This window comes from Ruegeria spongiae, assembly GCF_023502395.1.
Taxonomy (GTDB): domain Bacteria; phylum Pseudomonadota; class Alphaproteobacteria; order Rhodobacterales; family Rhodobacteraceae; genus Ruegeria_C; species Ruegeria_C spongiae.
On the sequence record NZ_JAMFMB010000029.1, the window covers coordinates 25,385 to 47,885 of the forward strand.

Annotated in this window: 20 protein-coding genes; 16 read left to right on the top strand and 4 right to left on the bottom strand. The window is 62.9% G+C overall.

What is annotated here, in order from left to right; translation table 11 throughout:
* From M3P21_RS18270 to M3P21_RS18280, 3 genes are all read left to right on the top strand, one after another.
* A complete protein-coding gene (locus tag M3P21_RS18270) occupies window positions 1–1,986 on the top strand; it encodes an ATP-binding protein (RefSeq protein WP_249712313.1) in 1,986 nt (661 codons plus the stop codon).
* Between the two features lie 15 nt (window positions 1,987–2,001).
* Window positions 2,002–2,787: a TIGR03084 family metal-binding protein gene (locus M3P21_RS18275; RefSeq protein WP_249712315.1), complete on the top strand. Its 786-nt coding sequence runs from the start codon at window positions 2,002–2,004 to the stop codon at window positions 2,785–2,787.
* Between the two features lie 94 nt (window positions 2,788–2,881).
* Window positions 2,882–4,039 (top strand): acyl-CoA dehydrogenase family protein, encoded by a 1,158-nt coding sequence (locus M3P21_RS18280; protein ID WP_249712316.1) that lies wholly within the window; start codon window positions 2,882–2,884, stop codon window positions 4,037–4,039.
* A gap of 126 nt (window positions 4,040–4,165) precedes the next feature.
* Here the strand turns inward: M3P21_RS18280 and M3P21_RS18285 are convergent, their stop codons facing one another.
* Both M3P21_RS18285 and M3P21_RS18290 read right to left on the bottom strand, forming a co-directional pair.
* Window positions 4,166–4,870, bottom strand: a complete 705-nt coding sequence (locus M3P21_RS18285) for an SDR family oxidoreductase (RefSeq protein ID WP_249712318.1) — start codon at window positions 4,868–4,870, stop codon at window positions 4,166–4,168.
* A 111-nt stretch (window positions 4,871–4,981) separates the two neighbouring features.
* Entirely contained in the window at window positions 4,982–5,899 is a 918-nt protein-coding gene (locus tag M3P21_RS18290) for a LysR family transcriptional regulator (protein ID WP_249712320.1), read from the bottom strand.
* Window positions 5,900–5,973: 74 nt separating this feature from the next.
* Here M3P21_RS18290 and M3P21_RS18295 point away from each other — a divergent pair, with 74 nt between their 5' ends.
* From M3P21_RS18295 to M3P21_RS18330, 8 genes are all read left to right on the top strand, one after another.
* Window positions 5,974–9,180 carry a reductive dehalogenase gene (locus M3P21_RS18295; RefSeq protein ID WP_249712347.1) on the top strand — a complete coding sequence of 1,069 codons (3,207 nt, stop codon included), beginning with the start codon at window positions 5,974–5,976 and terminating at the stop codon, window positions 9,178–9,180.
* Window positions 9,181–9,248: 68 nt separating this feature from the next.
* On the top strand, window positions 9,249–10,022 hold the full coding sequence (locus tag M3P21_RS18300; protein WP_249712321.1) for a hormone-sensitive lipase: 774 nt from the start codon (window positions 9,249–9,251) through the stop codon (window positions 10,020–10,022).
* Window positions 10,023–10,143: 121 nt separating this feature from the next.
* Complete coding sequence (locus tag M3P21_RS18305; RefSeq protein ID WP_249712323.1) at window positions 10,144–11,286, top strand: patatin-like phospholipase family protein; 1,143 nt, start codon at window positions 10,144–10,146, stop codon at window positions 11,284–11,286.
* 199 nt (window positions 11,287–11,485) lie between these two features.
* Window positions 11,486–12,352, top strand: coding sequence for an FAD binding domain-containing protein (locus M3P21_RS18310; protein ID WP_249712325.1), 867 nt, complete (start codon window positions 11,486–11,488; stop codon window positions 12,350–12,352).
* Window positions 12,349–12,828 carry a (2Fe-2S)-binding protein gene (locus M3P21_RS18315; RefSeq protein ID WP_249712327.1) on the top strand — a complete coding sequence of 160 codons (480 nt, stop codon included), beginning with the start codon at window positions 12,349–12,351 and terminating at the stop codon, window positions 12,826–12,828. The genes M3P21_RS18310 and M3P21_RS18315 overlap by 4 nt, the downstream gene beginning before the upstream one ends.
* Entirely contained in the window at window positions 12,828–15,089 is a 2,262-nt protein-coding gene (locus M3P21_RS18320) for a xanthine dehydrogenase family protein molybdopterin-binding subunit (RefSeq protein WP_249712329.1), read from the top strand. The genes M3P21_RS18315 and M3P21_RS18320 overlap by 1 nt, the downstream gene beginning before the upstream one ends.
* Window positions 15,079–15,327 carry a MoaD/ThiS family protein gene (locus tag M3P21_RS18325; protein WP_249712330.1) on the top strand — a complete coding sequence of 83 codons (249 nt, stop codon included), beginning with the start codon at window positions 15,079–15,081 and terminating at the stop codon, window positions 15,325–15,327. Before M3P21_RS18320 ends, M3P21_RS18325 begins: the two co-directional genes overlap by 11 nt.
* A 99-nt stretch (window positions 15,328–15,426) precedes the next feature.
* Window positions 15,427–15,678, top strand: coding sequence for a hypothetical protein (locus M3P21_RS18330; RefSeq protein ID WP_249712333.1), 252 nt, complete (start codon window positions 15,427–15,429; stop codon window positions 15,676–15,678).
* 14 nt (window positions 15,679–15,692) lie between these two features.
* Here the strand turns inward: M3P21_RS18330 and M3P21_RS18335 are convergent, their stop codons facing one another.
* Window positions 15,693–17,033, bottom strand: coding sequence for an amino acid permease (locus M3P21_RS18335; protein ID WP_249712335.1), 1,341 nt, complete (start codon window positions 17,031–17,033; stop codon window positions 15,693–15,695).
* A gap of 139 nt (window positions 17,034–17,172) precedes the next feature.
* Here M3P21_RS18335 and M3P21_RS18340 point away from each other — a divergent pair, with 139 nt between their 5' ends.
* Complete coding sequence (locus M3P21_RS18340; RefSeq protein WP_308445969.1) at window positions 17,173–18,099, top strand: DMT family transporter; 927 nt, start codon at window positions 17,173–17,175, stop codon at window positions 18,097–18,099.
* Here the strand turns inward: M3P21_RS18340 and M3P21_RS18345 are convergent.
* Window positions 18,078–18,728: a glycosyltransferase gene (locus M3P21_RS18345; protein WP_308445970.1), complete on the bottom strand. Its 651-nt coding sequence runs from the start codon at window positions 18,726–18,728 to the stop codon at window positions 18,078–18,080. The two genes, M3P21_RS18340 and M3P21_RS18345, sit on opposite strands and share 22 nt — an antisense overlap.
* A 246-nt stretch (window positions 18,729–18,974) precedes the next feature.
* Here M3P21_RS18345 and rpsL point away from each other — a divergent pair, with 246 nt between their 5' ends.
* From rpsL to M3P21_RS18365, 4 genes are read left to right on the top strand one after another with little or no spacing between them, the layout of a single operon-like run.
* The gene (rpsL, locus tag M3P21_RS18350) at window positions 18,975–19,346 is read left to right on the top strand and encodes a 30S ribosomal protein S12 (RefSeq protein WP_005621086.1); all 372 of its coding nucleotides are present in this window, start codon (window positions 18,975–18,977) and stop codon (window positions 19,344–19,346) included.
* Between the two features lie 15 nt (window positions 19,347–19,361).
* Complete coding sequence (rpsG, locus tag M3P21_RS18355; RefSeq protein ID WP_249712339.1) at window positions 19,362–19,832, top strand: 30S ribosomal protein S7; 471 nt, start codon at window positions 19,362–19,364, stop codon at window positions 19,830–19,832.
* Window positions 19,833–19,851: 19 nt separating this feature from the next.
* A complete protein-coding gene (fusA, locus tag M3P21_RS18360) occupies window positions 19,852–21,969 on the top strand; it encodes an elongation factor G (RefSeq protein ID WP_249712341.1) in 2,118 nt (705 codons plus the stop codon).
* Window positions 21,966–22,484 carry a hypothetical protein gene (locus M3P21_RS18365; protein WP_249712343.1) on the top strand — a complete coding sequence of 173 codons (519 nt, stop codon included), beginning with the start codon at window positions 21,966–21,968 and terminating at the stop codon, window positions 22,482–22,484. The genes fusA and M3P21_RS18365 overlap by 4 nt, the downstream gene beginning before the upstream one ends.
* Window positions 22,485–22,501: the final 17 nt, after the last annotated feature.

The window sequence follows — 22,501 nt, forward strand, 5'->3', positions numbered from 1 at the left end:
ATGCGCTTTGACACCATCCTGATCGCGAACCGGGGCGAAATCGCCCTGCGCATCATCCGCACCGCCCGCGCCATGGGGCTGACCACGATTGCTGTCTTTACCGAAGCCGACGCCGCCGCGCCGCATGTGGCTGCGGCGGACAGGGCCCTGCGCATCGGCGCGGGGCCGGTGGGCGATAGCTATCTGAACGCCGACAGGCTGCTGGCGGCGGCACGGGACAGCGGCGCGCAGGCGATCCATCCCGGCTATGGCTTCCTGTCCGAAAACGCGGATTTTGCCGAGGCCGTCGCGCAAGCCGGTCTGGTGCTGATCGGCCCGTCGCCCGAGGCCATGCGCGTCATGGGCGACAAGGCCGCCGCCCGCGCCGCGATGATCGCAAGTGATGTGCCCTGCCTGCCCGGATATGAGGGCGCAGATCAGAGCGATGACGCACTGCTGCAGGCCGCCGAGCAGATCGGCTATCCGGTCATGGTCAAGGCGGCAGCGGGTGGTGGCGGTCGCGGAATGCGGCTGGCAGCAACCGCAAAGGATATGCGCGCGGCACTGGCAAGCGCCCGGTCCGAGGCGGCGGCGGCGTTCGGCTCTGACACGCTGATCCTCGAACGCGCGCTGACCGGGGCCCGGCATGTCGAGATTCAGATCATCGCCGATGCCCAAGGCACGGTCCTGCATCTGGGCGAGCGTGATTGCTCGGTACAGCGTCGGCATCAGAAGATCATCGAAGAGGCGCCATGCCCGGTCCTCACCAACGACCTGCGTGCGCGCATGGGGGCGGCAGCGGTCGCGGCGGCGCAATCGGTGGACTATACCGGCGCCGGAACGGTCGAGTTTCTGCTGGATGGCGACGGGTCCTTCTATTTCCTGGAAATGAACACCCGCCTGCAGGTCGAACATCCGGTGACCGAATGCGTAACCGGGCTGGACCTGGTGGAACTGCAGATCGTGGTTGCGCAGGGCGCGCCGCTGCCGCTGGCGCAAGCCGATGTGCAGATCGCCGGTCACGCTATCGAGGCGCGGCTTTATGCCGAGGACCCCGCCAACGGCTTCCTGCCCGCAAGCGGCCCTGTGCACCGCTGGCTCCCGGCCGAGGGGGACGGTCTGCGCGTCGATGCCGGGATTGCCGAGGGGCAGCAGGTCTCGTCCCATTACGATCCGATGTTGGCCAAGATCATCGCCCACGGCCCCGACCGCGACAGCGCATTGCGCAGGCTTCGGCACGGCATAGCCGAGACTGTGCTGCTGGGCTGTGACACCAACGCGGCGTTTCTGGCGGATGTTCTGGCACAGCCCGCTTTCGTGACCGGACAGGCAACCACCGGCCTGCTCGCGCAGGCCTATCCGGAGGGTTTCACCGGCGCACCGCCCGAACCGCAGGAGATCGCGATTGCCGCATCACTTTTGGTGCAGGACCGGCGCGACCGGATGGCGGCGCGGGCCGGGGGCATCGATGCCGATCTGCTGGGCTGGTCGGGGGCTCGGCTTGCCCCGACGATGCTGCGGCTGCGTTGCGCCGGACAGATACACGCGTTGAAGCTGCGTGCCCTTGGGCAGGCGTGGCAGGTGGCGCTGGGCGGCGCGGTGTTTCACATTCACCTGACGCGGAACAGGGCGCAGATCGTGGCCGAAATCGACGGCGCGCGGCGCAACATTCACGCGCATCTCGGGGCCGGGCGGGTCTGGCTGGCCTCAAAGGCAGGGCAACGGGTGTTTGACGAGGTTACGGCACATGCCTCTGCCCAATCACCCGAAACAAGCGGTCAGGTTGTCGCCCCGATGCCGGGTGTAGTGCTCAATATTGCGTGCAAAGGGGGCGACAGGGTCGCTGCCGGTGACACTCTGGCCGTGATGGAGGCGATGAAGATGCAGCACCGCATCGTTGCGCCGGTTGCCGGTCAGGTCGCGCAGGTGCGTGTCGCGGCCGGACAGCAGCTTGATGCGGGCAGCGAGATTGCCGAGATCACGCCCGACGCGGATCGGGATACATAAGGAAAGGGGCGCAGGATGCAGCAGGCAGCGGATTTCGTGGCAGAGAGCGAGACGCTCGATGCGGCACTGGAGGCGGTAAACGGTCAGGGCTGGGAAACCGTCACCCAGTTCAAGGGCTGGACCCTCAACGATGTGCTGGTGCATCTGCATTTCTGGAACGGCATGGTCGATTTGGCGCTGCATGATCCCGACGGCTTTGCCCGCGACAGCCGTACCGTGATGGCCGCGATCCAGACCGATGGATTTCGCGCAACCGAAAACGCCCGCGTCTCCGAGCGCGGGCCAGCGCTGCGCGCGGCCTGGCGCGCGCGTTATCTCGACATGGGTCCGCGCTGGGCCGCGCTGGACCCCAAGGCGCGGGTCCAGTGGGTGGGCCCCGAGATGTCGGTCCGCTCGGCGATGACGGCACGGCAGATGGAAACCTGGGCGCATGGGCAGGAGGTGTTCGATGCGCTTGGCCAGCAGCGGGTGGAGCAGGACCGTATCCGCAATATCGTCATGCTGGGGGTGAACACCTTTGGCTGGTCCTTCCGTGTACATGGGCGCGAAATGCCCGCGCAGATGCCGCAATTGCGCCTGACCGCGCCGTCAGGGGCCGAGTGGCGCTTTGGCGAGGACCCGGAAAACACCATCACCGGTGCGGCGTTTGAATTTGCGCAGGTCGTGGCCCAGACCCGGAACGTCGCCGATACCGGCCTTGCGGTTTCGGGCCCGGTTGCGGCGAAATGGATGGCGATCGCGCAATGTTTCGCCGGCGGCCCCGAGATCCCGCCCGCACCCGGCCAGCGCCACCTCCAATAGCCAAAGAACGTTACGTAGCAGGGCGCGGAACCGTCTGGAACTTCCGGATTCGCCCGCTAGGGTCTCGCCAGGACCGGAAGAAGGAGATTGCCCCATGAGTCTGATTACAAGCACCGCAAGCTGGCCGCTTGAGGAACACCAGATGTTCTCGGACATGGTGGGGCGGTTCATGGACGACGAACTGGTGCCGAACACGGACGAATGGTCCAGGAACGGCGTCGTCGACCGCGCATTCTGGAACAAGGCCGGTGAGGCCGGGATCATGGGCGGCGCCGTTGGCGAGGGTTATGGCGGCTCGGGCGGCGGGCTTGGGTTCGATGCGGTGGTTCTGTATGAGCAGGCGGCGCGGGGCGATTGTGGTTGGGGTTATGGCATCCAGTCGATCGTGATCCACTACGTCACGGCCTATGGCAGCGAAGACCAGAAGCAGAAATGGCTGCCCAAGCTGATCTCCGGCGAGATGGTCGGTGCGCTGGCGATGACCGAGCCGGGTACCGGTTCGGACGTGCAGGCGGTGCGCACCACCGCCGACAAGGATGGCAACTCCTACAGTCTGAACGGGTCCAAGATCTTTATCACCAATGGCCAGACCGCTGATCTGATCATCGTCACCGCCAAGACCGACAAGACTCTGGGTGCCAAAGGTGTCTCGCTGATCGCGATGGAGACCGAGGGCGCCGAAGGGTTCCGCCGGGGCCAGCCGCTCAAGAAACTGGGCATGAAGGGCAACGACACCGCCGAGCTGTTCTTCGAGGACGTCAAGGTGCCGATGACCAACCTGCTGGGATCGGACGAAGGGCAGGGCTTCTATCAGTTGATGAAGCAATTGCCGTGGGAGCGTCTGACCATCGGGATCATGGCGCTTGGCGCGATTGATTTCGCCATCGCCGAGACCACCAGATATGTGCAGGAACGCAAGGCCTTCGGTCAGCGGGTGATGGATTTTCAGAACACCCGTTTCAAACTGGCCGAGTGCAAGACCAAGGCCGAATTGCTGCGCAGCTTCGTCAATGACTGTATCGCCAAAGCCGAAAAGGGCGAATTGGACGCGGCCACCGCCTCAATGGTGAAATATTGGGGCAGCGAGACCCAGAACGAAGTGGTGCATGAGTGCCTGCAGCTCTTTGGCGGCTACGGGTTCATGATGGAATACCCGATCGCGCGGCTTTACGCCGACAGCCGGGTTCAGATGATCTATGGCGGCACCAACGAGGTGATGAAGGAATTGATCGCCCGTTCGATCGACGTCTGAGCGACGCAAAAAAGACCGACCGCACGGCCTTGGCCACGCAGTTTCCAAGCTGCGTGGCAAGCGCTTTGCAAGGCGCTTGAGAAAAAGGCGCTTCGAAGCGCCTTTTTCGTTGGGACACTCTTTTGCCTAAACCGACCGGGTGATGCCGCCATCGACCCGGATGTTCTGCCCGGTGATATAACCGGCGCCCTCGGAGGCGAGGAATGCCACAACCGAAGCGATCTCATCATAGCTGCTGCCATAGCGGCCCATCGGAATGCGGGCGCGGAACTCTTCTTTCTCCGGCAGGCTGTCGATGAACCCCGGCAGAACGTTGTTCATGCGGATATTGTCGGCGGCGTAGCGGTCGGCATAGAGCTTGGAAAATGCCGCCAGCCCGGCGCGGAACACGCCGGAGGTTGGAAAAACCGGATCAGGTTCGAACGCGGCGAAGGTCGAGATGTTGATGATCGATCCGCCGCCCTGCGCCTGCATGATCGGGGTCACCAGACGGGACGGGCGCACGGCGTTGAGGAAATAGACCTCCATCCCCAGATGCCAGTCCTCGTCGCTCAGGCCCAGCACGTCATTGCGGGGGCCGTGGCCTGCGGAATTGACCATCACGTCGATGCGGCCCCAATGGGCCATCGCTGCATCCACCAGTTTTTGCAGATCGTCATTTGACTGGTTCGAGCCGGTCACGCCGACGCCCCCCAGTTCCTGCGCCAGCGCCTCACCTTTGCCCGAGGAGGACAGGATGCCCACCTTGAACCCATCTGCCGCCAGACGCCGCGCGGCATCGGCACCCATGCCGCTGCCCCCCGCCGAGATCAGAGCCACCTTGTCTGTCATGTCGCATACTCCCGCTGAATTGCTGCGGTCAGAATGACGCGATACCAGCGATTTCTCCAACAAGTTCCGCCCGCATCTCGGTGTAGAAAAACTACTGCCATCCATCAGCCATCAGCCAGCGCCGGAGGCGCCCACAAGGCCGCGCGCGATCGCTTCGATCCGATTGCGCAGCCAGCGATGCGCGGGATCGGCCTGCGAGCGTTCGTGCCAGACCAGATAGATCGAGACCGGCTCGCACGCGAATGGCAGCGGCGCGCAATCGAGCCCCGCCAGCGGCCCCTGACGCATAAGCGCGGTATCCGTCGAGATCAGCGTGCTGGCGCGCAGAAAAGGCGGGATCGCGTTGAAATGGGGTAATGTGACGACCGGTGCGCGTATCCGGGTCTGGTCAACACCGCGCAGCGCGACTTGCGCGCTGCGCCCGTCGGCAAAGCGCACGGCGACATGATCGGCGTTGCAATATGCCTCCCATGTTGCGGGCGGATCGCGCTGGCTGGCGTCGTAATAGACCATCATCGGACTGCTCAGCAGGCGTTTCTGATAGAGGTCGCGCGTGTCCGGCGGCAGCGGGGTCAGCATCAGCTGGCAGCGATTGCTGCGCAATAGATCAGCGTCCGGAACGCCCGAAGGCACAAAATCCAGCCGCAATCCGATCCCCTGTGCAAGGCTGTCCCGCAGCAGTGCGGGAAAGATCAGATCGCGCGGCATGTCATTGGTTGCAATGGCGAACTGCATGCCTTCGCGCTGCGGATCGAACGGGCGCGCATCAGTCAGCGCCTTCAGGCGGTCGAGTACCCCTTGCACCGGGTCCTTCAGGGTCAGCGCCCGCTCTGTCGGGATCAACCCCTGCCCGGACCGCACAAACAGCGGGTCGCCCAGCACCCTGCGCAGTTTGCCCAGCGTATGGCTCATCGCTGATTGCGTGACGCCCATCCGGTCGGCAGCTTTCGACACCGAACTTTCTTCGAGTATGGTGAGAAAGCAGCGCAGAACCTTGCCGTCGAGCTCAGTGAAATCGAAATCATTCATGCCGGTTATTAATATACATGAATAGATTTGCTGTCGATGGCGGGGTAAACCCATCGGATCATGAGGAGGATCAGATGGGTTTCCGGGTCTTTTCGGATCGTAAGCGTCCGGTGCATATGGGGCCATACCCGCTGGAGCGGCTGGCGCGCGGGCCCAGACCAATGCGCTATGAACAGGTCCCCGAAATGGAGGGGCTCAGCTTCAGCAGGCCCGCGCAACCGGAAAGCATCGTCAACGCCATGGGCGAGTTCCAGGCAATGTTGGATGCGATCCGGGTGGGGCAGGCAAACCCGGTGCGCTCGGACATCCCCGAAGACCCGCTTGAACGGTCCAACCACCTGAAAGCCTTTGGCTATTTCAACGATGCCTCGATGATGGGCGTTGCACCTCTGGCGCCCGATGCCGTGTTGCCCACCCCGCGCCGCAACCCCGAGATTGACCGGCTGGCCGATGCCCTGAAGACCCGTCAGACCAAGACGCTGGCCTCGGGCATCGACATGATCATGGCCGATCTGAAAGAGGCGATGACGGCAGAGCCGACCTCAATCGACGGCCATACCAGCGCCATCGTCTTTCTGTATGAACATCACCGCGACCCGAAACCGGACGAGCCGGGCTGCGACTGGATCATTGATGCGCAGGATCACCGCGCCTGTCTGCGGGCCAGTGAGAACGCGGTGGTGATCGCGCAATATATCCGGCTGCTGGGATTTTCTGCGCGGGCACACAGCGTGACCACAAGTGATGTCGACCTTAACCGGCTGGCCGTTGCGGCGGGGCTGGCAACGGTCGGGGACGGGCACCTCAGCGCGCCCTGGCTGGGGCCGCGCTTTGGTCTGGCGGCGGTGAGCACGGATATGGATCTGGCCCATGACCTGCCACTCGCCCAGGAGCAACCCTGGCTAAAGGTGAACGGTCCGGGCTGGTGGCTGGGCACGCGCTCGGCCAAGTCGGCGCTGAACCGCGATCCTTATGCAAAGCGGCGCTATGTGGATGGGGCGCATCCGTTCGAGGATCTGAAACGGGTCGACAGGCCCACCACCTATATCGACGAGGCCAACGTGGCGCGGGTGCCCAAGCGCACCGACATGTTCGCGCGCGCGCTGTTCGGCGATATGGGCAAGGCGCTGCAGGACGGGGCCAAGGGCGGAAAATACGTGATGAAATCGGCACCAAGCGCGGCGCAGCGGCGGGCACTGGGGGCGTTTGTACTTTTGCAGGACGGCGAAAGCGCGCGCGTGGCAAAGCTCACCGATGCTGCGCGCAACGCCGCCAATCTCAAGGCTGCCACCTATTTTCTGGGCGCTGACGCGGTGGGCCTGTCGCGCTGCCCGGACTGGGTGTGGTATTCGCATGACGCCACCGGCGAAGAGATCGTGCCGCCTCATGATCAGGCGATCAGCATGATCATCGATCAGGGCTATGAAACCATGGAAGGGTCCAGCGGCGACGACTGGATCGCGGTCAGCCAGTCCATGCGCGCCTATTTGCGGTTCTCGCTTCTGGGGGGCGTGATCGCCCAGCAGATCCGCAATCTGGGCTACAGGGCCCGTGCGCATACGGTGATGGATGGCGAAGTGCTGCAGCCGCCGCTGCTGCTGCTCAGCGGGCTGGGCGAGGTCAGCCGGATCGGCGAGGTGATCCTGAACCCCTATCTGGGGCCGCGGCTGAAATCGGGCGCGGTGACCACCGACATGCCGATGTCCCATGACAAGCCGATTGATTTCGGGCTGCAGAAATTTTGCGAAAGCTGCAACAAATGCGCCCGCGAATGCCCGTCGGGCGCGATCACCGCCGGGCCCAAGCGGATGTTCAACGGCTATGAGATCTGGAAATCCGACAGCCAGAAATGCGCCACCTACCGGATCACCACCCCCGGCGGCGCCATGTGCGGGCGCTGCATGAAGACCTGCCCCTGGAACCTCGAGGGGATCTTCTCGGAACGGCCCTTCCGCTGGGCGGCGATGAACATCCCCGCTGCAGCGCCCGCACTGGCAAAGCTGGACGATGCGGTGGGCAACGGCGCGCTGAACGACACCAAGAAATGGTGGTGGGATATCGAACGCGGCGCGGATGGGGCGTTTCACCCGTCCGAACACCCATTGAACCGACGCGGATTGCAGACCGATCTGGACCTGAAATTCGCGGATCAGACGCTGGCGGTCTACCCCGCACCGCTGGCGCCGCATCCCTGGCCCTATCCCTTTCCAATGGATCGCGAGGCCGGGATCGCGGCCTATGAGGCCCTGCTCAGCGCCGATGATTACAAGGCACGGCTGGCAAGAGGCGACAGCACGCCCGTCCACCGCTACACCATTGATGGTGATGCTCCGGTCATGCAGGTCGCGGTGTCCAAAGTGCACAAGATGAGTGATGACGTGACCAAGTACGAGTTCTCGGCCATGGATGGCGCGCCGCTGCCGGACTGGTCCGCCGGGGCGCATCTGGACGTGCTGGTCGCGCCCGAATACCTGCGGCAGTATTCGATGTCGGGCGATCCCTCGAACCGGTCGACATACCAGATCGGTGTCTTGCGAGAGGAGGATGGCCGGGGCGGATCGGCGCTGTTGCACCGGATTTTCGACGAGGGACGCAAGGTCTTCATCTCAAAACCGATCAACCATTTCGAACTGCAGGAAACGGCCACGCGGACCTTCCTGATGGGCGGTGGCATCGGCATCACGCCGATGATCGCCTTTGCCCACCGCCTGCACGAACTGGGCGCGGAGTTCGACCTGCATTACTCCGCCAGCACGCGGGCATCTGCGGGCTATCTGGACGATCTGGCGGCAGCCCCCTGGGCGGACCGCGTGCATCTGCATATCTCGGATGAGGACACGCGGGCGGACCTGAGCGCGATCCTGTCCGGCTATCAGCCCGGATGGCATGTCTATACCTGCGGCCCAGACCGCTACATGGAGGCGGTGATGCAGGCCGCCGAGGCACAGGGTTTCCCAGAAGAGGCGCGGCATCTGGAATATTTCTCGGTCCCGGAACAGCCCGAATACGAAAATCACGACTTTACCGTGAAACTGGCCCGCTCGGGGCGGGAATTCCTTGTGCCGCAGGACAAGGATGCCGCGCAGGTTCTGGTCGAGAACGGCATTCATGTGGATGTGAAATGTTCCGACGGCATCTGCGGTGTGTGCAAATGCGCGCTGATCTCGGGCGCGGTCGAGCATCGCGATTTTGTTCTGTCGGCCAAGCAGCGCGACGGGGCGATCATCCTGTGCCAGTCCCGTGCGGCCGAGCCCGGCGGTGTGGTCGAGATCGATCTCTGAGCGCAGGCCATTCCCCCTTGGCCCCGCATCGGTGTCGCTCTACGGTTCCACGGCACAGGGAGAAATGCATGATCGACTGGGACGACGCCTTTGACAATTCCAGCTATGTGCCGGGGTCTGCGGCGCTGCCCGCGCGCTGGGCAGGCGAAGCGGCAGCGTTTCGCGCGCGGCGCGGCGAGATCGACATTGCCTATGGCGACGGGCCACGCAACCGCATGGACCTCTTTCGCCCCGACGGGGCCTGTGCGGGCTTGGTTGTCTTTGTCCATGGCGGCTACTGGCACATGCTGGACAAGAACTATTGGTCGCATCTTGCCCACGGCCCGCTGTCGCGCGGCTGGGCGATGGCGATCCCCAGCTACACGCTCGCGCCCGAGGTACGCCTGACGGCGATCGCACGCGAGATTGCGGCGGCGGTGAACGCCGCCGCTGAACGGGTCGCGGGGCCGGTGCGACTGGTCGGGCATTCGGCGGGCGGCCATCTGATCTCGCGCCTGGCCTGCGCCGACAACGCGGTGACCGCGCGGCTGGACCGGGTGCTGTCGGTCAGCGGCATCCACGATCTGCGCCCGCTGCTGCACACACGCATGAACGACGTGCTGGGGCTGGACGCGCCCGAGGCCGAGGCGGAAAGCCCGGCGCTGCATCGCCCTCGCAAAGGCGTGCAGGCCCGGTTCTGGGTCGGCGCGCTCGAGAGGCCCGAACTGATCCGCCAGACCCGGTTGATCGCGGAAAACTGGCAGGCCCCGAATGTCTTTGAGCAGGGTCAGGACCATTTCTCGGTGATCGAAGGGCTGGGCTGCCCCGATGCCCCTCTGCTGCAGGCCCTGCTGGACGGGTGATATCCGCCGTCGGACCGCATCATTGCTCCCTTCTGGTGCAAAAAAGTGACGTTTCAAAAAATGCGACTTGGCAGGCGCGCTGTGATTTGAACAATTTGAGGTTGTTCACGCAGGAGGGGACATGCGCCGACTGATTCAGATCTCCGGGATCGCAACACTCTGTTTGTTTGCGGCAATTCTGCTCTATGGGCTGAGCGCGCTTGTCTATAATCGCCATCTGGTCGCATACGAGATCGAGGTCGAGGGCTGGCCCGAGGCGGAGGCGTTCAGCGCACCGGCGGCCTGGCACACCGATCATCCCAGGCGCGCGCGCATCCTGGCGCTGGAAGGCGGCGCGATGTTCGGCCTTGCCGAGCTTGAGGTTCTCAAGGCGCTCGAAGAGAAGTCCGGCAAGCGGATCTACGAGATGTTCGATTTCGTGGCGGGCGCGTCGACAGGGGCCGTCATCAGCGCATTGTTGTTCTATCCCGATCCGGACACCGGCGAACCGATGACCGCCGCAGAGGCCATCGACGCCTATACGCGCTTTGGTGCCGATGTGCTGGAAACCCCGCTCTACCACAAGTTCCTGACCGGGGGCGGGCTGTTCGGCCCGCTGATCCGCAACAAAGGACGGATCGAAGTGGCGAACAGGTTGCTTGGTGACGGGCAGTTCAACGATCTGTTGCGCCCGGCCATGTTTCCGGCCTTTTCGCAGCAGAGCAATGGGCTGACGGTCTTTCGCAACTGGGATGGGGTCGAGGGCAACATGTACCTGCGTTCGCTGGTGACCGGGGTCACAAGCGCGCCGATCTATTTTCCCGCTATCGTCTTTTCCGGTGCCCATGCGGACGGGCATTTCATAAGCGATCCGGCGATGATCCTGAATGCTCCCGGCGAAATAGCCTATCTGCATGCCCGCACCCACCTGCCCGAGGCCGAGGAATTCGTGGTCGTGTCGCTCGGCACCGTCAGAAATCAGTCGATCTCGGGCGAGATTGCCGAGCAGGGCGGTTTGATCCAGTGGTTCAAACCGATGATGCGCATGGTGTTCCGGGGCGAGGCAAGCGTCAGCGCGCATGCGCTCAAGCGCCATTCGGGCTTTGACTCGACGATTGACCTGCAGGCCTTCATTCTCGCCCCGGAGGAGCCCGCTGAGGTGAACGAATTCGACCCGTCGCCGACAGGCCTCGAAACCATCCGCAAGACCGGACAGCAGTTTGTTGCCGACAATCAGGCGATCCTCGACAAGATCGTCGGGATTCTGGCGGCCCCTACAGGCTGAAAGGCCGGTTCGGGCAGCCAAAGGCGCGCGGGCAACCAGCGGCACGGTCGAATTTGGCACGTGACCTGATAGCGTCTGACAAAAACCACCCTGAGGGTGTGATTTTCCGGTGTTCCGATGATGGACGAGGGCCGGTTGCTGCACTAACGTCCCGGCAAGAGCCCAGCGACTCTCATTTCAGGACATGCGAGGTAGACAGATGGATTATCACAGCCCTGCCAGTTTCACCGAAGCCTCGGCACTGGCCGCCGCGACAACGGGCGTCACCCGTTTCCTCGCTGGCGGAACTGATGTTCTGGTGCAATTGCGCTCGGATATGGTGACGCCCGATCTGCTGATCGACATCAAGAAGATCGACGGTGTCAGCGACATCACCCGTACCTCGGATGGCGGCTGGACCCTCGGGGTTGCGGTGACCGGTGCCGAGATGAGCGAGCATGGCGAACTGGGCCGTGACTGGCCCGGCATCGTCGAGGCGATGGATCTGATCGGCTCGACCCAGGTGCAGGGGCGCGCGACGCTTGTGGGCAACCTGTGCAACGGATCGCCGGCGGCGGATTCGGTGCCGGCGATGATCGCGGCGGGCGTGACCGTCTCTGTCACTGGTCCGGACGGAGAGCGGACCGTGCCGGTCAAGGACATTCCGACCGGGCCCGGCAGAACCTCGCTGGCGAAGGGCGAAGTGATCTCGGCGGTGAACATTCCGCCGCGCGGGCCGAACGGCGGCGACGCCTATCTGCGCTTCATCCCGCGCACCGAAATGGATATTGCGGTGGTCGGTTGCGGCATCAGCCTGCGGGTCGATGGCGATACGGTGAGTGAAGCGCGGGTGTCGCTGGGTGCGGTGGCGCCCACGGTGCTGCTGGTCGAGGAGTGCGCCAAGGCGATCATCGGCACCGCGCTGGATGACGCGGCGCTGGATGCACTGGCGGCAGCGGCATCGGCAGCCTGCAACCCGATTGATGACAAACGCGGCACGATTGCGTTCCGCACCGAAGTGGCCGGGGTTCTGGCCAAGCGCGCGGCAAAAATCGCCTATGCCCGTGCGAAGGGAGAGCAAGCATGAGCAAACTGCACGTATCCACCACCGTGAACGGGGACTCGGTCGAGTTTCTCTGTGATCCACGCGAGACGCTGCTGGATTGTCTGCGTGACAAGCTGAACCTGACCGGCGCCAAGGAGGGCTGCGGCACCGGCGATTGCGGAGCCTGTTCCGTCACCGTCGATGGGCGTCTGGTCTGCTCCTGCCTGATGCTGGGCGTTGAGGCGGACGGCAAGGACATCGCCACCGTCGAAGGCATGGCCGAGGGCGAAGAGCTGCATCCGCTGCAGCAGAAGTTCATCGAATATGCCGCGCTGCAATGTGGGATATGCACGCCGGGCGTTCTGGTCGCGGCCAAGGCGCTGCTGGAAAAGAACCCCGATCCGACCGAAGAAGAGGCCCGGTACTGGCTGGCGGGCAATCTCTGCCGGTGTACGGGATATGACAAGATCATCCGCGCCGTGATGGACACGGCGGCGGACATGCGGGAGGCTTCGTAATGGCACTCGACGATCAGAAATCCGTCTTCAAATTCGTGGGCACACGCCCTGATCGCCCCGATGGGCTGGACAAGGTCACGGGGCGGGCGAAATTCGGCGCGGATGTCTCGGCGGCGGGGATGCTGCACGGCGCGATCCTGCGCTCGCCCCACGCCCATGCGCGGATCGTGAAGATCGACGCCTCGAAGGCTCAGGCGCATCCGGACGTGAAGGCGGTGGTCACCCGCGCCGATTTCTCCGACAAGGTGCCGTTCAAACCCGGGCTCGCGGGCGAGTTCTGGAACGTGCTGGAAAATGTCATGGCTGGCGACAAGGCGCTTTATGACGGGCATGCGGTGGCGGCTGTGGCCGCGACCTCGGCGCTGGCGGCGCGCGATGCGCTCAAGCTGATCGAGGTCGACTATGAGGTGCTGCCCCATGTCACCGATGTGGACAAGGCGATGGCAGCAGACGCGCCGGTGATCCGTGAGGGGGCCGCCGATTACTCGGTGCCCGAGGGCCTGCATCCCAACGTCGTGCGCTATCACGAGAGCGGGCATGGCGATGTCGAGGCAGGGTTTGGTGAGGCCGATCTGGTGGTCGAGGACAGTTTCACCACCGAAGCCACCCATCAGGGCTATATCGAACCGCATGCCTGCCTCGCCCAGCTTGGCGCCGACGGCAAGGGCGAGCTGTGGTGCACCACGCAAGGCCACTGGATCGCGCAGAAAACCTGCGCCGCGCTTCTGGGGATCGAGACCGCACAACTGCGCGTGACGGCCTCGGAAATCGGCGGCGGGTTCGGTGGCAAGACCACCGTATTTATCGAGCCGGTGGCGCTGGCGCTCAGCCGCAAGGCCAACCGCCCCGTCAAGATCGTGATGAGCCGGTCCGAGGTGTTCCGCGCCACCGGGCCGACCTCTTCGGCGTCGATGGATGTCAAGATCGGCATGAAAAAGGACGGGTCCATTACCGCCGCGCAGGGCATCTTTCGCCTGCAGGGCGGTGCCTTTCCCGGCGCGCCGGGTGACATGACTGCGATGTGCGCCTTTGCGCCCTACAACCTGACCAATGTGCGGCAGGTGGGTTATGATGTGATGGCCAATCGTCCGAAACAGGCCGCCTATCGCGCGCCGGGCGCGCCGATGGGGGCGTTTGCGGTTGAATCGGTGCTGGACGAGCTGTGCAACCAGCTTGGGCTGGATCCGGTCGAAGTGCGGCTGAAAAACGCCGCGCATGACGGCAGCAAGGCCAGCTATGGCCCGACCTACGATCAGATCGGTCTGGTGAAAACGCTGGAAGAAGCCAAGGCGCATCCGCATTACGCAGCCCCGCTGAAGCCGGGGCAGGGGCGCGGGATCTCCTGTGGCTTCTGGTTCAATCATGGCGGCGAGACCAGCGTTTCGCTGGCTCTGTCCGAGGATGGCTCGGCACAACTGATGGTCGGCACACCCGATATCGGCGGCTCGCGCGCCTCGATGGCGCTGATGGCGGCCGAGGTGCTGGGTATTCCCTATGAGAACATCCGCGTGACTGTCGCGGACACCGCGACGCTGGGTTACAACGACGTGAGCCATGGCAGCCGGGTGACCTATGCCAGCGGTCTGGCCACGATCAAGGCGGCCCGGCATGCGGTCGAACGGCTCTGCGCGCGGGCGGCGGCCAAATGGGGCATCCCGGAGGATGCGGTGAAATGGGAAGATGGCTGCGCGGTGCCTTCGGGGCCGAACGCGGGCGATTTCGACCCGCTGCCGCTGGCTGACATCACCGCCAATATGGGCGCGACCGGCGGGCCGATCTCGGGCCATTTCGAAGCGACGCCGGAAGGGGCGGGCGTGTCCTTCGGCACCCATATCGTCGATGCCGAGGTTGACCCGGAGACCGGCAAGACCGCGATCACCCGCTACACGGTCATCCAGGACGCCGGCAAGGCGATCCACCCGGCTTATGTGGAGGGCCAGTATCAGGGCGGTGCCGCGCAGGGTATCGGCTGGGCGCTGAACGAGGAATATATCTATGGCGAGGACGGGCGGCTGCAGAACTCGATCTTCCTCGATTACCGCATCCCCGTCGCCAGCGATCTGCCAATGATCGACACGGTCATCGTCGAGGTGCCGAACCCCGGCCACCCCTTCGGTGTGCGCGGAGTGGGCGAAACCGGCATCGTGCCACCGCTGGCAGCCATCGCCAATGCGGTTTCAAACGCCGCGGGTGTGCGAATGCGCGACCTGCCGATGTCACCGCCGCGCATTCTGGCGGCGCTGAAGGCCCGTGACGGTTAAGGTCCATCTCTGGTCCGGCCTGCGCACCCTGACCGGCGGTCAAGAGGTGGTGGAGGTCGAGGCCTCGACCATCGGAGAAATGCTGCGCGAGCTGGTCCGTCTGCATCCCGCGCTGCAAGCGCCGATCGAGGCGGGGGTTTCGGTCTCGGTCGATGGCCGGATCATGGCCAGCGACCTGACCGCGCCGGTCTCGGCCGAGGATGAGATTTACCTCATGCAGCGTCTGCGCGGTGGGTAGGGCACTGGGTCCTGTTGAATGGTCTCGTTTGGGATCAAACCCTTGCAGCCCTGTGCGACGATGCTAGGGTTCTGGTAACAGGCCGATTGGAGATTTGGGATGAACCGTTTTGTTATCGCCTTAGGATGTCTTGCCCTGGCGGGCTGTGCCGAGCTGACGGATGCCAGAACCGGGCAAGTGCATTCCTATGACGGCAACACCGTGGTCATCCGTGGGCCGGTCGCTTCGGGTCAGACGTCGCGCCCGCCGGTTGCGATGCGGGAAATGGCGCGGGATCTATGCCCCGACGCGCGCTATATCTCAAGCGATGCGGGCGGCACCGGGGCGCTTTACACGTTCAGCTGCCGCTGACGCCCGCGCTGGGATCAAAGCTCGGGCTCGCTGCGCCGGAGCCGGATCATCACATAGACCGGCAGCCCGGCCAGCATCAGCAGAAACGCCCACATCACCGGCTGAGACCCCGCGCCGAAGATCGTGAACATGGAAAAGCCGAAGCCGATGATGGCAACCGGCAGATAGGTCAGCGGTTTCAGAAAGCCGATGCGGCGGCCCAGCGACAGCAGGATCAGCCCCTCGACCACGCAGCAGAACACATAGGGCGCCATCTCGGTCACGATGGAAAGCTGGATGATGAACTCGTACGCCGCCAGCAGGGACTTGGACCCGGTCGATTGCAGCAACAGCACCAGGATCGACAGCGACATCGAAATCATGATCCCCTTGGCCGGAACGCCATTGGTGCTGAGTTCGGCAAAGGCCCGCGGCAGCAGCCCGTGGCGCGCGGCGGCCAGGGGCACCAGCGCCATCACCAGCGTCCAGCCATTGAGTGCGGCGAGCGAGGACAGGATTGCGGCGGCCGCCACCATATAACCCGCCCAGTTGCCCCACATCACCTCGGCGGCATCCGCGAAGGGGGCGTTGGATTGTTCCAGCGCGGTCCGCGACATCACCCCCATCACCGACAGGGTTCCGAAAGTATACAGCGCCGCCGCCAGCAGGACCCCGGCGATGGTTGCGATGGCGATGGTGCGGCGCGGGTCCCGCACCTCGCCCGCCGGGACGGTGGCGGTTTCCAGCCCGGTGAAGGCGTACATGATGAAGGGAGTGGTCGCCGCAAAGGCCATGAAAAAGGACATTGGCGTCGGGTTGATCGGGGAGAAATGGCTCCAATCCACCCAGAACAGGCCGATGAAGGCCACTGCAAGGAACGGCACCAGCTTGACGCTGACGATGATCAACTGGACCATCCCGACCTCTTTCGTACCCTTCAGGTTCAGCAGCCCGACGGCCAGAATCATCATCAGTGCCAGGGCGGAATTCGCATAGGGCCTGCCTTGCAGTGCGGGAAAGAAGAAATGCAGATAGTCGGTCGCCCCCAGGGCGATGGCGGGCAGCGATATCCAGATCGAGATCCAGTAGAGCCAGGCCACCAGAAACCCGGCGAAATCGCCAAAGCCCAGCCGCACATAGGCATACGGTCCGCCGGTTTCCGGCGCGATGCGGCTGAGCCGGGCAAAGACCAACCCCAGGCACAGCGCCCCGATCGAAACCACGCCCCAGGCGATCAGCGCCACCGCCCCGTAAGGGGCCAGCGCCGCCGGAGCCAGAAAGAAGCCCGAGCCCACGATATTGCCGACCACCAGCGCCGTGCAGGTCCAGACGCCGTATGAACCGGGCGATGCGGCGGGTTTCGGTAGATCCGGCATCCCGCAACTCTGGCACTTGTTCCGGCACACGGAAAGCCCCGATGCTGCGGGCGGCGGGTCGAAAGCGGCGCTGTCGGGCGCGGTTCTTGACGTGAACGCGCAATCGCCCTACCGAATGTGACATGCGTCAGAGGTGGCTATGACAAACCCGAGACCAGCGTCCGGGCGGGCCCGGTCGGGGTCGGCAGCGCTGTCCCCCAACCTGCGCGGGGCGTTGCTGATGTGCGGCAGCATGGCCGGGTTCACATTCAACGACGCGATCATCAAATATCTCGGTACCGAACTGCCGCTGTTTCAGATCGTTGTGCTGCGCGGGGTGCTGACCTGCTTCTTCATCTATCTTCTTGCGCGGCGGCTGGGCATGTTTCACCTGCGCTTTCCCGCACAGGACAGGGTGCTGGTACTGATCCGCTGCCTCAGCGAGGTGGCGGTGACCTATTTCTTTCTGAATGCGCTGCTCCATATGCCACTGGCCAATGTGACGGCGGTGCTGCAGGCGCTTCCGCTCACCGTGACGCTGGGGGCTGCGCTGTTCTTTCGTGAACAGGTGGGTTGGCGGCGGATGCTGGCCATTGCGGTGGGGTTCTGCGGCATGCTTCTGATTGTGCGGCCAGGGGCGGAGGGATTTACCCAGCACAGCTATTTTGCCCTGCTGGCGGTGGTAATGATCACGATCCGCGATCTGGTCACCCGCCAGATGTCGGCACAGGTGCCATCGATGATGGTGACCTTCGCCACGGCACTTACAGTGACGATTGCGGCAGGATTTGCCTCGCTGACCGAGCCCTGGGTGCCCGTGACCCTGCCGTTGGCGGGGCTGATCCTGACGGCTTCGGGTTTTATCCTGCTGGGCTATCTCTGCAGCGTGCTGGTGATGCGGGCGGGTGATGTCGGCTTTATCGCGCCGTTCCGCTATTCCGGGCTGATCTGGGCTTTGGCTCTGGGCTGGATGGTGTTTGGCGACTGGCCCGACCCGGTCACCATGCTGGGCGGCGCGCTGGTTGTGGCTACGGGGCTTTTCACGCTGTTCCGGGAGCGGTTTGCTCAGACACAACCAAAAACCTGACGCACGCGATCGCTGTCGATTGCGAATCTCATCGAGAATTCCACCTCCTGCTCGGGGCTCAGGGGCGTGACCGGTACCGGCTTTACCGGCTTTTGGCGGGACTCATTGCAACCGCGATGCGTGCGCACCCACATTGGCTGATCCGTATTGCTGACTGTCGGCATGACACGATCGATCTTCCAATGCGCGAAGTTCATGAGTGTCGCCTTGCATTTCCCCGCAATATACAACCCGAGCGCCTCGACAAAGCCGCGATTGTAGTCAAACGCAACCGTCAGATTGCCCCGCACCAGCCCGTCGTATTCCTCTACGGCGGATCTGAGGCGTTCGATGAAGTCGACCGAGACGGCGGCGTCGTCGTCATGGCGAAATTGCAGCCAGGGTTGCGACGGGTCCATTCGCGCGGCGTTGAGGATGTTTTGCATCACTCCGCGGTGCTTGCCCGGCGGGTGTGAGACGATCTGAACCTGCCGCATAGCGCTGGTCAGATCGCACAGCCTGTCCCGATAAGGTTTTGGCGGGCTATGCCTGCGGTCGTTGCGGGCCGCAAGATCACGGTTGCATCCACTGCGAAACGGGTCCCTCAGGTGCACTGGCAGGACCAGTTTCGGACCCGCTGTTGACACCACCGGCGACTCCTCCTATACGCCCGCTATCTCGGCATCGGGGGTCGCCCCACCGCCGACTTCATAGTTGAAGTGGTCAAGGCCCGGACAATTTTGCAGTTCGCGCCCTCTGATACCCAACCGCGACGTTCACCTCGGAATGGGAACGCTCGCGGATTTTGCGCTTGTGGACGCATAAGTGCAGCGAATTGAAACCGCACGCGACGCGCGTGCATGTCATATGTGTTGCGAAACGGGGATATAACCGGAATGCCAACGATCCAACAGCTGATCCGCAAGCCGCGGCAGCCTAAAGTTAAACGCTCGAAGTCCATGCACCTGGAACAGTGCCCGCAGAAACGCGGCGTCTGTACACGTGTTTACACCACCACACCGAAAAAGCCGAACTCGGCGATGCGGAAAGTTGCCAAGGTTCGCCTGACCAACGGCTTCGAGGTGATCTCGTATATCCCCGGTGAAAGCCACAACCTGCAGGAACACTCGGTTGTTCTGATCCGTGGCGGCCGTGTAAAAGACCTTCCCGGTGTGCGGTATCACATCCTGCGCGGTGTTCTGGATACCCAGGGCGTCAAAGACCGTAAGCAACGTCGTTCGAAATACGGCGCAAAGCGTCCCAAGTAAGAAGGAGAGGCCGAGATGTCACGTCGTCACGCCGCAGAAAAACGCGAAATCCTGCCCGACGCCAAATTTGGCGACAAGGTGCTGAGCAAATTCATGAACAACCTGATGATCGACGGCAAGAAGTCGGTCGCAGAGCGCATCGTTTACAACGCGCTGGACCGGGTTGAGACCAAGATCAAACGCGCCCCCGTCGAAGTGTTCCACGAAGCGCTCGACAACATCAAACCGTCGGTCGAGGTTCGCTCGCGCCGGGTTGGTGGTGCCACCTATCAGGTTCCGGTCGAAGTGCGCCCCGAGCGCCGCGAAGCCCTGGCCATCCGCTGGTTGATCACCGCCTCGCGCAACCGCAACGAAAACACCATGGAAGAGCGCCTTGCCGGTGAACTGATGGATGCAGTTCAGTCGCGCGGCACCGCCGTGAAAAAGCGCGAAGACACCCACAAGATGGCCGAGGCGAACAAAGCCTTCAGCCATTATCGCTGGTAATCCAGAGGATCTGAGACCTATGGCACGCGAATATACACTGAACCATTACCGCAACTTCGGTATCATGGCGCATATTGATGCAGGCAAAACCACCTGTTCGGAACGCATCCTGTATTACACCGGCAAATCCCACAACATCGGTGAGGTGCACGACGGTGCAGCCACCATGGACTGGATGGAGCAGGAGCAGGAACGCGGCATCACCATCACCTCGGCTGCGACCACCACCTTCTGGGAACGCACCGAAGACGGTGAAACAGCTGACAGCCCCAAGCACCGCCTGAACATCATCGACACCCCCGGCCACGTGGACTTCACCATCGAAGTCGAACGCTCGCTGGCGGTTCTCGACGGTGCTGTCTGTGTTCTCGACGCCAACGCCGGTGTTGAGCCGCAGACCGAAACCGTGTGGCGTCAGGCTGACCGCTACAAGGTTCCGCGGATGGTGTTCGTCAACAAGATGGACAAGATCGGCGCGGATTTCTTCAACTGCGTTGCAATGATCGAAGACCGCACCGGCGCCCGCGCCGTTCCGGTTGGTATCCCGATCGGTGCCGAAACCGAGCTGGAAGGCCTGGTTGACCTGGTCACCATGGAAGAATGGCTGTGGCAGGGCGAAGATCTGGGTGCCTCCTGGATCAAGGCTCCGATCCGCGACAGCCTGAAGGACATGGCTGACGAATGGCGCGGCAAGATGATCGAAGCGGCCGTCGAAATGGACGACGACGCGATGATGGAATATCTGGAAGGCAATGAGCCCGACGTTCCGACCCTGCGCGCCCTGCTGCGCAAAGGCACTCTGGAAATCGCGTTTGTTCCGGTTCTGGGTGGCTCTGCCTTCAAGAACAAAGGTGTTCAGCCGCTGCTCAACGCTGTGATCGACTATCTGCCCAGCCCGCTGGACGTTGTCGATTACATGGGCTTCAAACCCGGTGACGAAGAAGAAACCCGTGACATCGCCCGCCGTGCGGATGATGACATGGCGTTCTCGGGCCTGGCGTTCAAAATCATGAACGACCCTTTTGTTGGCTCGCTGACCTTTACCCGCATCTACTCGGGTACCTTGGGCAAGGGCGATACGCTCCTGAACTCGACCAAGGGCAAGAAAGAGCGTATCGGCCGGATGATGATGATGCATTCGAATGACCGTGAAGAGATCACGGAAGCATTCGCAGGCGACATCATCGCGCTGGCGGGTCTGAAGGACACCACCACCGGTGACACGCTCTGTGCCGTCAACGATCCGGTTGTTCTGGAAACCATGACCTTCCCCGATCCGGTGATCGAGATCGCGGTTGAGCCGAAAACCAAGGCTGACCAGGAGAAGATGAGCCAGGGTCTGGGCCGTCTGGCCGCCGAAGATCCCTCGTTCCGGGTGGAAACCGACCTCGAAAGCGGTCAGACCATCATGAAGGGCATGGGCGAACTTCACCTGGACATCCTGGTGGACCGTCTCAAGCGTGAATTCAAGGTTGAAGCCAACATCGGTGCGCCGCAGGTGGCCTATCGTGAGACTGTCAGCCGCGAAGCCGAGATCGTTTACACCCACAAGAAACAGTCGGGTGGTTCGGGTCAGTTTGCCGAAGTAAAGATGATCATCACCCCGACAGAGCCGGGCGAAGGATATTCGTTCGAATCTCGCGTTGTTGGCGGTTCGGTGCCCAAGGAATACATTCCGGGTGTCGAAAAAGGGATCAGATCGGTCATGGACAGTGGTCCGCTGGCTGGCTTCCCGGTGATCGACTTCAAGGTGGCGCTGATCGAGGGTAAGTTCCACGATGTGGATTCCTCTGTTCTGGCCTTTGAAATCGCGGCTCGTATGGGTATGCGTGAAGGTATGCGCAAGGCGGGTGCCAAGCTGCTGGAACCGATCATGAAGGTCGAGGTGATCACGCCTGAAGAATACACCGGTGGTATCATCGGTGACCTGACTTCGCGTCGGGGTCAGGTTTCGGGTCAGGAAAACCGCGGCAACGCAATCGCAATCGACGCGTTTGTGCCGCTGGCCAACATGTTCGGCTACATCAACACCCTGCGTTCGATGTCGTCGGGCCGTGCCCAGTTCACCATGCAGTTCGACCATTATGACCCGGTTCCGCAGAATATCTCGGACGAAATTCAGGCGAAATACGCATGATGATCAGACGCGCATTCTTGATTTCGGCATTGGCGGCACTCGCCGCCTGTGCCGATCCGGCCTCCAAGGCCTCGCAGAAACCGCTTCCTTTCGAAGTGCGCGAGGTCACGCTCGACACGACCAATCTCAAGGTCGAGCATTTTGCCGATGTCGAAAAGTTCGAGCGTAGCCCGCAGCAGGTCAAAAGCGATGTGACGAAGGCGCTGCAAACTGCCCTCGAAGCGTCGCCATCGGGCGATGTGGATGTCACCGTGGCGCTGACGAAGCTCTATCTGATTTCGGCGGTCGAAGCGGCCGTTCCGGGATTGGACAGCAACGTGACCGGCACGATCAAGGCCGTTAACACAAATACCGGTGAGACCGTGGTAGAGCCGTTCGAGTTTACCGCGGGGGCGCCCGATTTCCATGGTGCGGGCCTTGTTGGCATCGTTTTGGCCCCCGGCCTCGACAAGGATTACACCGACACGATCACAGGCTTCGCGTATGCGGTGCGTAACCGCCTCGCAGAACAGTAATACAAATTAGGAGTACC

Coding starts and splice junctions, on each gene's coding strand:
- M3P21_RS18280 (WP_249712316.1), top strand. CDS start 2,882: ATGAGTCTGATTACAAGCACCGCAAGCTGGCCGCTTGAGGAACACCAG.
- M3P21_RS18290 (WP_249712320.1), bottom strand. CDS start 5,899: ATGAATGATTTCGATTTCACTGAGCTCGACGGCAAGGTTCTGCGCTGC.
- rpsG (WP_249712339.1), top strand. CDS start 19,362: ATGTCACGTCGTCACGCCGCAGAAAAACGCGAAATCCTGCCCGACGCC.
- M3P21_RS18320 (WP_249712329.1), top strand. CDS start 12,828: ATGGCACTCGACGATCAGAAATCCGTCTTCAAATTCGTGGGCACACGC.
- M3P21_RS18330 (WP_249712333.1), top strand. CDS start 15,427: ATGAACCGTTTTGTTATCGCCTTAGGATGTCTTGCCCTGGCGGGCTGT.
- M3P21_RS18310 (WP_249712325.1), top strand. CDS start 11,486: ATGGATTATCACAGCCCTGCCAGTTTCACCGAAGCCTCGGCACTGGCC.
- M3P21_RS18275 (WP_249712315.1), top strand. CDS start 2,002: ATGCAGCAGGCAGCGGATTTCGTGGCAGAGAGCGAGACGCTCGATGCG.
- fusA (WP_249712341.1), top strand. CDS start 19,852: ATGGCACGCGAATATACACTGAACCATTACCGCAACTTCGGTATCATG.
- M3P21_RS18300 (WP_249712321.1), top strand. CDS start 9,249: ATGATCGACTGGGACGACGCCTTTGACAATTCCAGCTATGTGCCGGGG.
- M3P21_RS18365 (WP_249712343.1), top strand. CDS start 21,966: ATGATGATCAGACGCGCATTCTTGATTTCGGCATTGGCGGCACTCGCC.
- M3P21_RS18295 (WP_249712347.1), top strand. CDS start 5,974: ATGGGTTTCCGGGTCTTTTCGGATCGTAAGCGTCCGGTGCATATGGGG.
- M3P21_RS18285 (WP_249712318.1), bottom strand. CDS start 4,870: ATGACAGACAAGGTGGCTCTGATCTCGGCGGGGGGCAGCGGCATGGGT.
- rpsL (WP_005621086.1), top strand. CDS start 18,975: ATGCCAACGATCCAACAGCTGATCCGCAAGCCGCGGCAGCCTAAAGTT.
- M3P21_RS18270 (WP_249712313.1), top strand. CDS start 1: ATGCGCTTTGACACCATCCTGATCGCGAACCGGGGCGAAATCGCCCTG.
- M3P21_RS18335 (WP_249712335.1), bottom strand. CDS start 17,033: ATGCCGGATCTACCGAAACCCGCCGCATCGCCCGGTTCATACGGCGTC.
- M3P21_RS18315 (WP_249712327.1), top strand. CDS start 12,349: ATGAGCAAACTGCACGTATCCACCACCGTGAACGGGGACTCGGTCGAG.
- M3P21_RS18305 (WP_249712323.1), top strand. CDS start 10,144: ATGCGCCGACTGATTCAGATCTCCGGGATCGCAACACTCTGTTTGTTT.
- M3P21_RS18340 (WP_308445969.1), top strand. CDS start 17,173: ATGACAAACCCGAGACCAGCGTCCGGGCGGGCCCGGTCGGGGTCGGCA.